This is a genomic window from Kitasatospora sp. NPDC093558, assembly GCF_040683475.1.
Classification (GTDB): domain Bacteria; phylum Actinomycetota; class Actinomycetes; order Streptomycetales; family Streptomycetaceae; genus Kitasatospora.
This window is the reverse complement of sequence record NZ_JBFBDY010000148.1, coordinates 1-14,255: the sequence shown is the minus strand read 5'-3', so window position 1 is coordinate 14,255 and position 14,255 is coordinate 1. Positions and strand designations below refer to the sequence as shown.

Below are 14,255 nucleotides of genomic sequence, written 5' to 3'. Positions count from 1 at the left end.
GCGGGCGGCGGCCACCGCGGCCGCGGTGGCCGGGGCGAGCCGGCCGGCCGAGTCGGCCTGCTGGCGGATCTCCAGCGCACGGGCGGCGGCGGTGAGTTCGACCGCGAGGATCCGGCCCAGGTTCTCGACCGCCTGGCGCAGCTTGCGGGCCGCGGACCAGCCCATCGACACGTGGTCCTCCTGCATCGCGGAGGACGGGATCGAGTCGACCGAGGCCGGGACGGCGAGCCGCTTGTTCTCGCTGACCAGCGCCGCCTGGGTGTACTGGGCGATCATCAGACCGGAGTCCACGCCCGGGTCGTCGGCCAGGAAGGCCGGCAGGCCGTGCGAACGCGCCTTGTCCAGCAGCCGGTCGGTGCGCCGCTCGGAGATCGAGCCGAGGTCGGCGGCCGCGATGGCGAGGAAGTCCAGCACGTACGCGACCGGCGCGCCGTGGAAGTTTCCGTTGGACTCCACCCGGCCGTCGGGCAGCACGACCGGGTTGTCCACCGAGGCGGCGAGCTCGCGCGAGGCGACCAGCTGGGCGTGCGCGACGGTGTCGCGGCCCGCGCCGGCCACCTGCGGGGCGCAGCGGATCGAGTAGGCGTCCTGGACGCGCGGCGCGTCGTCCTGGTGGTGGCCGGTGAGGCCGGAGCCCTTGAGGACGGCGAGCATGTTGGCCGCGCTCAGCGCCTGGCCCGGGTGCGGGCGGATCGGGGCGTGCAGCTCGGGGGCGAGCACCTTGTCGGTGCCGAGCAGCGCCTCCAGGCTCATCGCGGCGGTGATGTCGGCGGTGGTGAACAGGCGGCTCAGGTCGGAGATGGCCATCACCAGCATGCCGAGCATGCCGTCGGTGCCGTTGATGAGGGCGAGGCCCTCCTTCTCCAGCAGCTCGACCGGCTCGATGCCGGCCGCGGCCAGCAGCTCGGCGGCGGGCTTCTCCACGCCGTCCGGGCCGGTGGCCACGCCCTCGCCCATCAGCACCAGCGCGCAGTGCGAGAGCGGCGCGAGGTCGCCGGAGCAGCCGAGCGAGCCGAACTCCCGCACGACGGGGGTGATGCCGGCGTTCAGCAGCGCGGCCATGGTCTGGGCGACCAGCGGACGGACGCCGGTGCGGCCGGAGGCCAGCGTCTTCATCCGCAGGAACATCAGCGCCCGGACCACCTCGCGCTCGACCGCCGGGCCCATCCCGGCCGCGTGCGAGCGCACCAGCGAGCGCTGCAGCTGGGCGCGCAGCTCGGGGCTGATGTGCCGGACGGCGAGCGCACCGAAGCCGGTGGACACGCCGTAGACGGGACGCGGCTCGGCCGCGAGAGCATCGATGCGGGCCCGGGCCGCCGCCATCTCGGCGAGCGCGTCCGGCCCGATCTCGACCCGGGCGTTGCCCCGGGCGACGGCCAGCACGTCCTCGGCGCTGACGTCGGCCTTGCCGACCTGGACGAGCGGCGAGTCGGAGGCCGCAGCACTGTGCATATCCATATTCACCATCACATCAGGCGAATGAAGATATGACAACAGGTGCTCGCCATTCGGATTTTCCGCCGTACCGCCCGCGCCCGCACTCCGACCCCCTCCCCGCGTGGATATCCGCCTCCCGCATGCCGCACGCTGGTGGGCAGGAACACGTACGGAGGTGGCGGGGCGATGACGCGGGCGACGGCGCGGCGGCGAGTGGTGCGGCTGCAGGGGAACGAGCGCGGGGTGCGGCCGGACGCGCTGGCGGCGGAGGAGCCGCTGGAGATCCGGGTCGGCGGCGAGCCGCTGACCGTCACCATGCGCACGCCCGGGCAGGACTTCGACCTGGTGGCCGGCTTCCTGGTCGGCGAGGGCCTGGTGCACACCACCGAGGACCTCGCCGCCCTGCGGTACTGCGCCGGCACCGACGAGGAGGGCGCCAACACGTACAACGTCGTCGACGCCACCCTGCGCGGCGCCCGCCCCCTGCCGCTCTCCGCGCACCGCAACCTGCTGACCACCAGCGCGTGCGGCCTGTGCGGCCGGGACACCGTCGACGCCGTCCGCACCCATGTGCGGCACCCGATCGCCGAGGACCCGCTCAGCGTCGAGCCGTCCGTCCTCTACGCCCTCCCGGAGAAGCTCCGCGCCGCCCAGCGCACGTTCGACTCCACCGGCGGCCTGCACGCCGCCGGCCTGTTCGACGCCGCGACCGGCGAACTCCTGTGCGCCCGCGAGGACGTCGGGCGGCACAACGCCGTGGACAAGGTGGTCGGCTGGGCCCTGCGCGAGGGCCGGCTGCCGCTGACCGGGCACGTCCTGCTGGTCAGCGGACGGGCCTCGTTCGAGCTGACCCAGAAGGCCGCGCTGGCGGGCGTCCCGCTGCTCGCGGCCGTCTCGGCGCCGTCCTCGCTCGCGGTCGACCTCGCCGAGGAACTGGGCCTGACCCTGGTGGGCTTCCTGCGCGGCGAGGGCGCGAACGTCTACACCCGGCCCGACCGGATCGCCGCGCCCGCCCCCGCCGTCACCCGCTGAGCTCGGCCTCGATCAGATCAGCGGCCCGCGCGGTACCGCCCTCGGCCCGTCCGGCAGCCGCGAGCGCCGCCAGCCGCTCGGCCACCGCCGGATCGCCGACGAGCTCCAGCAAGGCACCGCGCAGCGCCTCCGGCGTGGCCTCCCCGGTATCGATCCGACGGGCGACACCGAGCCCCACCAGCGCGTCCGCGTTGCCGAACTGGTCGGCCGCCTGCGGCACCGCGATCATCGGCACGCCGTGGAAGAGCCCCTCGCTGGAGCCGCCCATGCCCGCGTGGGTGACGAAGGCGTCCGCCTGCGAGAGCACCGTCAACTGCGGCACCCACCGGTGCACCTCGACGGTGCCGGGCACCTCGCCCAGCTCGGCCAGGTCGGTGTGGGCGCCGACCTGGAGCACCGTGTGCCAGCCCGGCAGGTCGCCGAAGGCCTCGATGCAGGCCCGGTAGAACGCCGGCCGGTGCGTGAACGCCGAGCCGAGCGAGACCAGCAGCACCTTCTCGGCCCCCTCCGGCCGGTGCCACTCGCCCTGGTGGGCACGGTCACCGAAGCAGGGCCCGACGAACGAGACCCGCTGCTCGTCGACCCGGTCCGCGTTGGGCTGCATCGCACGGGGGATGAGCGCGACGGCCCTCGTCGGACGCCCCTTGAACGCGTCCACGTCACGCTCCACCGCACCGGCCTCGGCGAGCCAGTCGGCGAACCGCCGGTAGTGCTCGGGTCCACCGGCGCCCTCGCGAACCGCCGCCAGCGCCTCGGCCAGGTCCTCCTCGAAGCCCTCCCAGGCGACCATCGAGGGCGACAGCTGCACCACCGGCACCCCCAGCCGCTCCCCGAACGCCCGCCCGGCGAAGCCCGCGATGTCGCAGAGCACCACATCGGGCCGGTCGTCCTCGAAGGCCTCCAGCAGCACCGCGTGCATCGCAAGGGCATCGTCCAGGAACAGCTCCTGGATCCCCACCGGATCCTCCACCCACCCCTCCGGATCATCCGCGAGCGGCAACTTCGTCGGATACGGGACGAACCGCGCCCCCGTCGACTCGACGAGCTCGCGGAACGACGGATCGTTGACGTAGCTGACCCGGTGCCCCCGGGCGACCAGCTCGGAGATCACGGCGAGGCTGGGGTTGACGTGCCCGTGGGCCGGGACGGAAACCATGAGGATGTGTGCACGTCGGGACATGGGGAAACCTCCGCATCCAAGGGAAGACGAGACGTATCGTCTCGCCACAACAAGACGATACGTCTCGTCTTGCCGTTCCGCATAGAATTTCCGGCATGGCCGCCAGACCCGCCCCCGACCCCGCGCGCCGCAGCGAGCGCTCCCGCGCCGCCGTGCTCGCCGCCGCCGCCGAACTCGTCGCCGAGGTCGGCTACCGCAAGCTCACCATCGAGGCGATCGCGGCCCGGGCCGGCGTCGGCAAGCAGACCATCTACCGCTGGTGGCCGTCGAAGGGCGCGGTCGTCTTCGACGCCTTCCTCGCCGACAGCGAGCACGAGGGCGGCATCGCCCTCCCCGACACCGGTGACCTCCGCGCCGACCTGCGGGCCGTCCTGCGCCCCTCCACGGACCAGCTCACGGACCCGGCCTTCGACCCGACCGCCCGCGTCATGATCGCCGAGATCGTCACCGACCCGGCCCTGCACGCCGAGTACCGCACCCGTCTGATGGACCCGCTCCTGGAGGTCACCCGCCGGCGCTTCCGCAGCGCCCGCGAGGCCGGCCACATCGCCCCCGACGCCGACCTCGACCTCGCCGTGGAGCTCTTCTACGGCCCGCTCCACTACCGCTGGATGTTCCGCCTCGGCCCACTCACCCACGACCACGCCGACCAACTCGTCGAGGCCGTGCTGCGGGCCCTCAACGCCGGCTGCGGCGACTGACCACGACCACGATCACGACCAGCAGGACGACGAACAGCAGCACCCAGACGAAGCCGAAGCTCCGCCCGATCGTGCGCGACACGAAACCCCGGTTCCTGCGCTTGGACTTGTAACGGGTGACCGCCACGTCCGTGACGTGATGAGACCCGACGGAGGCGTGCACCGGAACGGGCACCCGCTCCCCGGACAAGGCACCCACCGTCCGCACCACAGGCGCCGCCTCGGCGGGCCCGGCCACCGCCAGGGCACCCCCGAACGCGAACACCCCGGCCACCGCCGCACTCACCAAGCGTCTGCCCACGGCCCCGCTTCCCCCGTCCGGGCCGACCACCGGCCCCCGGCCCCACGATGGCACCGCCCCCCACCCACGAAACACCCCCTGCCCGGCAACCGGAACGGACCCCGGACCCGCCAGTCACGAAACCGGCACATGCAAGACCGCCCCGCACCGATGCACCCACCCCCCACCCCCATCCCTCCCAAGGCGAGAGGGAGCGCTGCGGGAGGGGGTGGCGGAGGGGGTGGCCGCGGAGAGGGGCGTGACGGGTGATTTTCAGACTGCCAACGGTCCAAGCCCCCCACCCACAGAGTCGGCAGTCGGAAAATCATCCAGCCCCCGGAGCGGCCACCCCCGCAGCCACCCCCGGCGTCACCCACCCGAGAGCCCACAGAACCCCAAGCCCCGCGCAGCGGAACCGCAGCGCCGAATCAGCCCTTGCGCCCCCAGCGACGCCCCTTGCCCTTGCCCTGCTCGTCGCCGCCCTCGGAACCGGTACCCCCACCAGCGCCGCCGCGCGGAGCCTGCGGGCCCTGAGGGGCCTGCGGGTCCTGAGGGGCCTGCGGGTCCGGGCCGGGGCCGCCGCCCCGCTCCCAACGGGACCACTCGTCGCGCGAGCCGAGCAGCGTGTCGGTGAGGCTAGGGAGGTCGTCCATCGGCGTCTCCTCGGCCCAGTCCGGCCGCCGGCGCGGCTCGGAGGCGCCGGCCGGGGACTGTTCCTCGCCGACCACCGGAAGCTCGCGGGTGGTCTCCGCGGGCTCCTCGCGCCACAGGCCAGGGGGCACCCGGTCCTCGGCACGACCAGGCGCGACCTTCGGCAGCACCGCGGTCCGGTCGGCCTCCGCCGGCACCTTCGGCAGCACGGCAGTCTCGTCCACCGCAGCCGGGCCGTCCGGCACCCGAGGCAGCTTGGCCGTCTCGTCGGCGGCCGCCCCGCCCGGAACCCGCGGCAGCACCGCAGTCTCGTCCACCGCAGCCGACGGAACGGGCGGAACCGAAGGAGCAGGCGGAGCGGACGGAACCGCCGGCAGCTCAGCAGCCGACCGCCGGTCCCGCAGCGACAGCTCGCGCGTGGTCTCGTCGACCTCGTCGACCTCCTCGGCCGGCCCCGAAGCACCCGCCGCCACACCCTCCGGCGCCCGCAGCTGCGTGGTGGCCGCGTCCCCGGCCCGCCCCGCCGCCGTCTCGGCCGCAGCAGCTGCCTCAGCAGCCGCAGCGAGCCGGGCCTCCTCGGCGCGCTGGAGCGCCTCCTCCGCACGGCGGCGCTGCTCCTCGCGCTGGAGCTCCCGCTGCCGCTGGAGTTCCGCCTGCGCGGCCGCTTCGGCGGCGAGCCGCTGCCGCTCGGCGGCCTCGGCCGCGAGGCGAACCTCCTCCTCGGCCTTGCGGCGCGCCTCTTCCTCGGCCCGTCGGCGGGCTTCCTCCTCGGCGCGGCGCCGCGCCTCCTCCTCGGCCTTGCGGCGGGCCTCGGCGGCGACCCGCTCGGCCTCCTCCTTGGCCAGCCGCTCGTTCTCGGCCTGCTCGGCCCGCAGCTGCTCCAGGAGTTCCAGCCGCTTGCGCTCGGCGGCCTCCGCCTCGGCCTTCTTCCGGGCCTCCTCGGCGGCGCGCCGCTCGGCGGCCTCCCGCGCCAGCCGCTCCTGCTCGACCCGGGCGGCCTTCTCCTGCTCGGAGAGGGGCAGCTCGCGGTCGAGCCGGTGGCGGATCGCGGTGGTGACGAAGCCGGGCGCCTGACCGGCGTCGACGACCAGGTAGCGCGCCGGGTCGGCCGCCGCGAGGGCGAGGAAGCCGGAGCGGACCCGCTGGTGGAACTCGGTCGGCTCGGACTCCAGCCGGTCCAGCGCCTCGGTGAAGCGCTCGCGGGCCTTGGTCGGGTCGACGTCCAGGACGACGGTCAGGTCGGGCACCAGTCCGCCGGTGGCCCAGCGGGAGATCCGCGCGACCTCGGTCGCGGCGAGGTCGCGGCCGGCGCCCTGGTAGGCGATGGAGGAGTCCATGTACCGGTCGGTGATGACGACGGCGCCGCGCGCGAGGGCGGGGCGGATGACGTTCTCGACGTGCTCGGCCCGGTCGGCCGCGTAGATCAGGGCCTCGGCGCGGTGCGAGAGGCCGGTGTTGCCGACGTCCAGGACGAGGCCGCGCAGCCGCTGCCCGACCGGGCTGCCGCCGGGCTCGCGGGTGAGCACCACCTCGTGGCCCTTGCCGCGGATCCACTCGGCGAGCGCCTGGGCCTGGGTGGACTTGCCGGCGCCGTCGCCGCCCTCCAGGGCGATGAAGAAGCCGGTGCCGGTGGTGCGGTGCGGCGCCGGGCCGCTGCCGCCGCGGACGGCGTCGACCAGGTCGCGGCCGAACGGGGCGGTGCCGCGCCGGTCGTCGGTCTTGACCAGCACGACGGCGGCGAGCACCAGCGTGAGCAGGCCTGCGGTGGCGACCGCGAGGGCCGCGCCGCCGTGGATGAACGTGAACGAGCCGGGCTCGACCGTGCCGTACTCGACGTCGCCGTAGGCCCCGGCGATCAGCGGGACGGCGACCAGCGCGGCACCGACGACCACCCGCAGCACCGCGTACAGGTGCTCGGTGACCTTGGGCAGCCGGGCCTCCTCGACCTCCTGCGCGAGCAGGGTGCGCCCGGCCGAGACGACGATCCCGGCGGCGAGGCCAGCCAGCACGGTGAGCAGCAGGACCAGGACGTAGTCGAGCACGAGCCCGGCCAGGATCAGGGTCACGCCCTCGGTGATCAGCGCCAGCGCGAGCAGCCGGCGGCGGGCGAGGGAGGGCAGGGTGGCCCGGGTGAGCCGGACGCCGGCGGCCGGCGCGCCGGTGGCGGCCAGCACGAGCAGGCCGTAGCCGATCGGCCCGGCGCGGTGCTCGGCGGCGGTGAGCAGCGCGAGCGCGGCGACGCCGGCCATCGAGGCGTAGGCGGCGGCGACGGCGAAGGTGAAGTAGGGGGCGCTGCCGGTGCGGCCCTTCTTGAGGGCGGGGCCGGGGGTCGCGTCCGTCGGGGCGCGCAGGCCCTGCAGCGGCGAGTACGGGGCGACGGCGACCGGGCCGACGGCCAGCTGCTGGAGGTAGCCGCGGACGGCGGAGGCGGTGAACAGGCCGGCCGCGCCGAGGGCGGCGAAGGTCACCTGGTGGGCCCGGAGCCAGTCCGAGCCGAGCGCCGCGAAGATGTTGTTGAGCAGGGTGAACGCGACCAGGCCGACGGCGGCGAGCGGCAGGCAGACCCAGCCGGTGAACCGGTCGACGCTCCGGACGGTCTCCAGGTTGGCGGCGGACGGCCGCTGCTCGGCGACGGGGGCGTACGGGTCGGCGGCCGGCAGCAGGCCGGGGACGGCGGCGTCCTTGGCGACCGCCCACACGCGCTCGGCGGCGCCGGTCACGAAGACGGTGGCGAGCAGGACGTACACGGCGGCGCCGGACGGCTTCGGGCCGGAGCCCAGCCACACGGCCCACCAGGGCGCGATGCCGATCAGTACGGCGCGCAGCGCGTCCGCGCCGAACAGCGTCCAGCGCCGGTCCAGCTTGCCGACGACCAGCTGGTGCACCGGCCCCAGGAGCAGGACGCCGGTCAGCAGGGTGGCCGCCAGCCGGGCGGCGAAGACCGCGGCGATGGCGAAGGCGAGGCTGCGCGGCAGGTCGCCGAACTGACCGCCGAGCGCGGTGGCGATCACGGTGAGCGCGAGCAGCACCAGTTCGCCGAGCCGGTCGGCGGTGCCGCCGATCAGCTGGTTGGTCCACAGGCGCCGGTAGGACCGCGTACGCAGCAGCGCGCGGGCCCGTTCCACCGGGGTTCCGGCGGGCGCGACCTCGGGCAGGTCGGGCATCGCGGCTCTGGCGGCCGGGGCGGCGCTGGGGGTGGGCTGCTCCTCGCTCGTCATACGGTCAGCGTAGCGGTCGGGGGTTGGCCGGAAAGCGATGAACGGCGTTCCGGATCGCGCTCATCACCGGGTTGTGACGATCCCCGCACACACACCCGCCGGCCCCGAACGGCCCTCGGGCCCACCCGCGACACGCCGAGGGCCCGCGCCCCCGGTGAAGGGGGCGCGGGCCCGAGTGCCGTCGTCGGAGCGTCAGCCCTCGTCGGTGGCGGTGGTCTTGCTGGCGGCAGTCTTCTTCGCCGCCGTCTTCTTCGCCGCGGCCGTGGTGGTCTTCTTGGCCGCCGTCTTCTTCGCTGCGGTCTTCTTCGCCGCGGTCTTGGTCGCCGCCGTCTTGGTGGCGGCCGCCTTCTTCGCCGGGGCCTTCTTCGCCGTCTTCTTCACCGGCCCGCGCGCCCGCTTCTCGGCGAGCAGCTCGTAGCCGCGCTCCGGCGTGATCGTGGCGACGTCGTCGTCCTTGCGCAGCGTGGCGTTGGTCTCGCCGTCGGTCACGTACGGCCCGAAGCGGCCGTCCTTGACCACGACCGGACGCTCGCTGACCGGGTCCGTGCCGAGCTCGCGCAGCGGCGGGGCGGCGGCGGCCCGGCCGCGCTGCTTGGGCTGCGCGTAGATCGCCAGCGCCTCGTCGAGGGTGATCGTGAAGAGCTGGTCCTCGCTGGTGAGCGAGCGCGAGTCGGTGCCGCGCTTGAGGTACGGACCGTAGCGGCCGTTCTGCGCGGTGATCTCGACGCCCTCGGCGTCCGCCCCGACCACGCGCGGCAGCGAGAGCAGCCGCAGCGCGTCCTCCAGGGTGACGCTCTCCAGCGACATCGTCTTGAACAGCGAGGCGGTGCGCGGCTTGACCGCGTTCTTGCCCGTCTTCGGGGTGCCCTCGGGCAGGATCTCGGTCACGTACGGGCCGTAGCGGCCGTCCTTGGCGACCAGCATGTTGCCGCTGACGGGGTCCGGGCCGAGCTCGAAGTCGCCGCTGGGCTTGGCCAGCAGCTCCTCGGCCAGCTCGACGGTGAGCTCGTCCGGCGGCAGGTCGTCCGGGATGTCGGCGCGCTGGCCGGGCTCGCCCTCGACGGCGGAGGCGCGCTCGACGTACGGACCGTAGCGGCCGACCCGCAGGGTGATGTCGTCGCTGACGCGGAACGAGCTGATCTCGCGCGCGTCGATCGCGCCGAGGTCGGTGACGAGCTCCTTCAGGCCGCCCAGGTGGTCGCCGTCGCCGTTGCCCGCGTCGGCGGCGCGCCCGGTCTCGATGCCCTCGCCCTCGCCGAAGTAGAAGCGCTTCAGCCACGGCACGGACTGCGCCTCACCGGCGGCGATCCGGTCGAGGTCGTCCTCCATCTTGGCGGTGAAGTCGTAGTCGACCAGCCGGCCGAAGTGCTTCTCCAGCAGGTTGACCACGGCGAAGGAGAGGAAGGAGGGGACGAGCGCCGTCCCCTTCTTGAAGACGTACCGGCGCTGGATGATCGTGTCGATGATCGACGCGTACGTGGAGGGGCGGCCGATCTCCCGGTCCTCCAGCTCCTTGACCAGCGAGGCCTCGGTGTAGCGCGCCGGCGGCTTGGTCGCGTGGCCCTCGGGGGTGAGCTGGTCGGCGGCCAGCGGGTCGCCCTGGGCGACCTGCGGCAGCCGGCGCTCGCGGTCGTCGAGCTCGGCGTTCGGGTCGTCGGCGCCCTCGACGTAGGCCTTGAGGAAACCGTGGAAGGTGATGATCTTGCCGGAGGCGGAGAACTCGACGTCCCGGCCGTCCGCGGAGGTGCCGCCGACCCGGACGGTGACGGACTGGCCGACCGCGTCCTTCATCTGGGAGGCGACGGTGCGCATCCAGATCAGCTCGTACAGCCGGAAGTCGTCACCGCTCAGGCCGGTCTCGGCCGGGGTACGGAAGCGGTCGCCGGAGGGGCGGACGGCCTCGTGCGCCTCCTGGGCGTTCTTGACCTTGCTCGCGTAGGTGCGCGGGGCGTCCGGCAGGTAGTCGGCGCCGTACAGCTGGGTGACCTGCGCGCGGGCGGCGGAGACCGCGGTGTCCGACAGGGTGGTGGAGTCGGTGCGCATATAGGTGATGAAGCCGTTCTCGTACAGCTTCTGGGCCACCTGCATGGTCCGCTTGGCGCCGAAGCCCAGCTTGCGGCTGGCCTCCTGCTGGAGCGTGGTGGTGCGGAACGGCGCGTACGGCGAGCGGCGGTAGGGCTTGGACTCGACGCTGCGGACGCTGAACGCGGTCCGCTCCAGGGCGGCGGCCAGCTGGCGGGCGGCCTGCTCGTCCAGGTGGAGGGTGTTGGTGCTGCCGGCCTTCAGGCGGCCGTCCGAACCGAAGTCGCGGCCGCTGGCGATCCGCTTGCCGTCGACGCTCGCGAGCCGGGCGCCGAAGGTCTCCGGGTTGGCCGCGTCGGCCGGGGTGCGGCCGGTGCCGAAGGTGCCGACGAGGTCCCAGTAGGACGCGCTGCGGAAGGCGATCCGCTCGCGCTCGCGCTCGACCACCAGGCGGGTCGCGACGGACTGCACGCGGCCGGCCGACAGCTTCGGCATGACCTTCTTCCACAGCACCGGCGAGACCTCGAAGCCGTAGAGGCGGTCGAGGATGCGGCGGGTCTCCTGGGCGTCGACCAGGCGCTGGTTCAGCTCGCGCGGGTTGGCCACCGCCTCCTGGATGGCCGTCTTGGTGATCTCGTGGAACACCATCCGGTGCACCGGCACCTTGGGCTTGAGGACCTGCTGGAGGTGCCACGCGATGGCCTCGCCCTCGCGGTCCTCATCGGTGGCGAGGAAGAGCTCGTCGGACTCCGCGAGCAGCGACTTCAACTTGCTGACCTGGGACTTCTTGTCCGCGTTGACCACGTAGATGGGAGCGAAGTCGTGGTCCACGTCCACCCCGAGGCGGCGCACCTCGCCGGTGTACTTGTCCGGCACCTCGGCCGCGGTGCTGGGCAGGTCGCGGATGTGCCCGACGCTCGCCTCGACGATGTAGCCGGGGCCCAGGTAGCCCTTGATCGTCTTCGCCTTGGCCGGCGACTCGACAATGACGAGTCGCTGTCCGTGCGCGGTCTCGCTGCTCGGGGACACCTTCGCTCTTCTCTCCCGGTCGTTATGTGAGCTGGTCGGCGCCGGCAGCACGGGCTGCGCTCCGCCCGACCCCTTCCACCGTCCCGGGGCAGCCGCTGAACGACGACCCCACCAGCGGAGTGTGACCGTACCCCGGCCACCCTTGTCAAACGGACGGATCCCGCGTTTTCACTTGCCAGGCCCACCGACGCCACTCGAACGGTAACCCGATGATGGAGCATCGCGCCCCGTGGAGGGGGGCATCGGCGGGTTCCGGAGGATGGAATGACGGATTTCAAGATCTGTCAACGGAAAATCGGCGGAGCGCACGGGGCCGGATGGCGCGAACCAGCCGGGTCGACCGGCGCGGCCGACGGGAGCCAAGCGAGCCGAGAAACCGGCGCGGCCGACGGGAGCCAAGCGAGCCGAGAAACCGGGGCGGCCAGCGGGAGCCAAGCGAGCGGTCCCGGCCCGGCGGGTTCAGCCGACGACGGCGGCCAGCAGGCCCGTCCCCGCCGCCAGGCAACAGGTGCCGAGCGCGCTCCACAGCAGGTCCGCCACCGCCGGGCGGCTGATCTCCCCCGCCGCCAGGACGACGCGCTCCGGGCGGCGCGGGTCGTAACAGACCCGGACGGCCGTGCCGGGGGCGAAGCGGGCGGGGCGGCGCAGCGGCGTGTGGCCGCGCGGACGGGCGAGCACCCGCTCGGCGTACCGCCCGGTGCCGGAGCCGCCGACCGATGGCAGGGCGGAGAAGGCGAGCAACGGCGCGCTGTCGAGCTCGCCGTGCGGGTCGTCCTCGGCGACGACGACGGCCTCGGCCGGCACCCCCCGCCGGCGGATCCGGTGGCGAAGGCGCACTTCGGCGGCGCACCAGAGCAGCAGCGCGCCACCGAACAGGGCGAGCACCAGCCCGCCCACGACCGCCGTCGTCCTGTCCACCCCTCGCCCCCCGGCTCCCCAGCTCTGTCCACAGCCTGTGGACAGAGCCTTGCAGTGGGGAGCCAACGCCGGACGGCTGCCCGGAGGCCGACGGACGAACCAGGGGCTACGGGAAGGTGAACCGGCAGCCCGTCCCCCTCGGGCGACGGGCCCCCGGTCCACCGGTTCACTGGTGCCGAGGGCTTGTGGGCATCAGGCGACGGGACGGATGAAGCCCTGCTCGGTCAGCAGCCGCAGCGACTCCGGCACGCGGTCCCGCAGGACGACGCGGTCCTCGCCGAGCAACTGCGCGATGGCGTCCACGATCTCGCCCGCCGACAGCGTCCCGTCGCAGACCCCGACGAAGCCCGCGCCGACGGTGTCCACCTTGGTGGCCCGCCGCATGCCGCGGTTGTGACGCAGGATCACGTGCTCCGGGTCCTCCGCGCCGGGCGCGCCGACCTGCTCCTGGACGACCTCGTCGGCCAGCACGTACCGGGCCGCGAGCAGGCCCGCGTCGTCGTGCGAGCGCAGGAAGTCCTGCCGGTCGAACCACTCCTCGATGTGCGGGCCGAGGGGCTGCTCCACCGGGTGCGGCCACTCCTCCACCCGGACCGTCGGACGCTCGGCGCCGCTCGCCCGCAGGGTGATCCAGCCCATCCCGATGCCCTCGACCCGGCCCGCCTCGAAGGCGTCCAGCCACTCGCCGTACCGGGCCTGGTAGTCGCCGCCGGGACCGCGGTGGTCGCCGCCGTCGCGCAGCCACAACTCGGCGTACTGGGCCACGTCCTGGACCTCGCGCTGGACGATCCAGGCGTCCAGCCCGGTGCCCGCGACCCAGCCGGCCAGCCGCTCGTGCCAGTCCTCGCCCTTGACGTGCTGCCAGTTGGCCAGCAACTGGCAGTAGCCGCCCGGCTCCAGGTGGGCGGCGGCGGAGCGGACCAGGGTGCGGCACAGGTCGTCGCCGGCCATGCCGCCGTCACGGTAGGTGAACCGGCCGGCCGGCGAGATGACGAACGGCGGGTTGGAGACGATCAGGTCGAACTTCCGGTCCCCGACCGGCTCGAAGAGGCTCCCGGCGGCGGCCTCGGTGTTGTCGAAGCCGGACAGCGCCAGGGTCAGCTCGGAGAAGCGCAGCGCGCGCGGGTTGAGGTCGGTGGCGGTGACCTTCTGGGCGTGCCGGGCCGCGTGCAGCGCCTGCACGCCGGAGCCCGAACCGAGGTCCAGCGCGGTCCGGACCGGCCGGCGCACGGTGATGTTGGCGAGCGTCGTGGACGCGCCGCCGACCCCGAGCACGAGGTCCCTGCGGGCCACGCCGTGCGCGGTCTCGCCGGAGCCGATGCCGCCCGCGCCGCCGACCGCGCAGCCCAGGTCGGAGACCACCCAGGCGTCCGAACTGGGCAGTCCGGCGACCTCGTTGGCGTACGGGCGGACGTCCACGGTGGCGCGCACCAGGTCGCCGTCCGGGCGCAGCCAGCCGTCCGCGAGGCAGTCCTCGACCGGCAGGGCGGCCGCGGCGGCCTTGTACGGCACCGGCTGCTGGAGCAGGAACAGCCGGACCAGCGTCTCCAGCGGGCCGTCGCCGCGGGTCGCGCGCAGTGCCGGGACCGCCTCGCTGCGGGCCAGCGCCGCGTAGCCGGTGGGCCCGAGCAGGTCGAGGCAGCCGTCGGCGGTGAACGAGGCGGCGAGCAGCGCCTCGCGCAGCTTGGCGAGGGCACCGACACAGTCCGTGCGCAGGCGCAGCCGGGTGGTGGCGGCCGTCACGGCGGACGCACGGGAACCCGAGCACAATGCCGTACATGACAGAG

9 protein-coding genes are annotated in these 14,255 nt (G+C 74.1%); 2 read left to right on the top strand and 7 right to left on the bottom strand.

What is annotated here, in order from left to right:
- A partial coding sequence (hutH, locus tag AB0O00_RS16820) for a histidine ammonia-lyase (RefSeq protein WP_363652418.1) occupies nt 1-1,452 on the bottom strand: 1,452 nt, incomplete at its 3' end.
- 171 nt (nt 1,453-1,623) lie between these two features.
- Between hutH and fdhD the strand changes: the two genes are divergently transcribed.
- Nucleotides 1,624-2,469: a formate dehydrogenase accessory sulfurtransferase FdhD gene (gene fdhD, locus AB0O00_RS16815; RefSeq protein WP_363652416.1), complete on the top strand. Its 846-nt coding sequence runs from the start codon at nt 1,624-1,626 to the stop codon at nt 2,467-2,469.
- Here the strand turns inward: fdhD and AB0O00_RS16810 are convergent.
- Nucleotides 2,459-3,649 (bottom strand): macrolide family glycosyltransferase, encoded by a 1,191-nt coding sequence (locus AB0O00_RS16810; protein WP_363652414.1) that lies wholly within the window; start codon nt 3,647-3,649, stop codon nt 2,459-2,461. The genes fdhD and AB0O00_RS16810 overlap by 11 nt on opposite strands.
- Before the next feature lie 95 nt (nt 3,650-3,744).
- On the opposite strand from AB0O00_RS16810, the gene AB0O00_RS16805 reads away from it, so the two are divergent.
- Nucleotides 3,745-4,350, top strand: a complete 606-nt coding sequence (locus AB0O00_RS16805; RefSeq protein WP_363652412.1) for a TetR/AcrR family transcriptional regulator — start codon at nt 3,745-3,747, stop codon at nt 4,348-4,350.
- Here AB0O00_RS16805 and AB0O00_RS16800 read toward each other — a convergent pair.
- The 5 genes from AB0O00_RS16800 to AB0O00_RS16780 form a co-directional block, all read right to left on the bottom strand.
- A complete protein-coding gene (locus tag AB0O00_RS16800) occupies nt 4,328-4,651 on the bottom strand; it encodes a hypothetical protein (protein WP_363652410.1) in 324 nt (107 codons plus the stop codon). The two genes, AB0O00_RS16805 and AB0O00_RS16800, sit on opposite strands and share 23 nt — an antisense overlap.
- 407 nt (nt 4,652-5,058) lie before the next feature.
- On the bottom strand, nt 5,059-8,499 hold the full coding sequence (gene tmk / locus AB0O00_RS16795) for a dTMP kinase (RefSeq protein WP_363652408.1): 3,441 nt from the start codon (nt 8,497-8,499) through the stop codon (nt 5,059-5,061).
- Between the two features lie 192 nt (nt 8,500-8,691).
- Nucleotides 8,692-11,550: a type I DNA topoisomerase gene (gene topA / locus AB0O00_RS16790; protein WP_363652406.1), complete on the bottom strand. Its 2,859-nt coding sequence runs from the start codon at nt 11,548-11,550 to the stop codon at nt 8,692-8,694.
- A gap of 459 nt (nt 11,551-12,009) precedes the next feature.
- Nucleotides 12,010-12,468, bottom strand: coding sequence for a DUF3592 domain-containing protein (locus AB0O00_RS16785; RefSeq protein WP_363652404.1), 459 nt, complete (start codon nt 12,466-12,468; stop codon nt 12,010-12,012).
- A 192-nt stretch (nt 12,469-12,660) separates the two neighbouring features.
- A complete protein-coding gene (locus AB0O00_RS16780; protein ID WP_363652420.1) occupies nt 12,661-14,211 on the bottom strand; it encodes a methyltransferase in 1,551 nt (516 codons plus the stop codon).
- Nucleotides 14,212-14,255 lie beyond the last annotated feature (44 nt).

Bases quoted from the DNA above. Each gene is read 5' to 3' on its own strand.
- AB0O00_RS16805 (WP_363652412.1), top strand. From the start codon at position 3,745: ATGGCCGCCAGACCCGCCCCCGACCCCGCGCGCCGCAGCGAGCGCTCC.
- fdhD (WP_363652416.1), top strand. From the start codon at position 1,624: ATGACGCGGGCGACGGCGCGGCGGCGAGTGGTGCGGCTGCAGGGGAAC.
- AB0O00_RS16810 (WP_363652414.1), bottom strand. From the start codon at position 3,649: ATGTCCCGACGTGCACACATCCTCATGGTTTCCGTCCCGGCCCACGGG.
- tmk (WP_363652408.1), bottom strand. From the start codon at position 8,499: ATGACGAGCGAGGAGCAGCCCACCCCCAGCGCCGCCCCGGCCGCCAGA.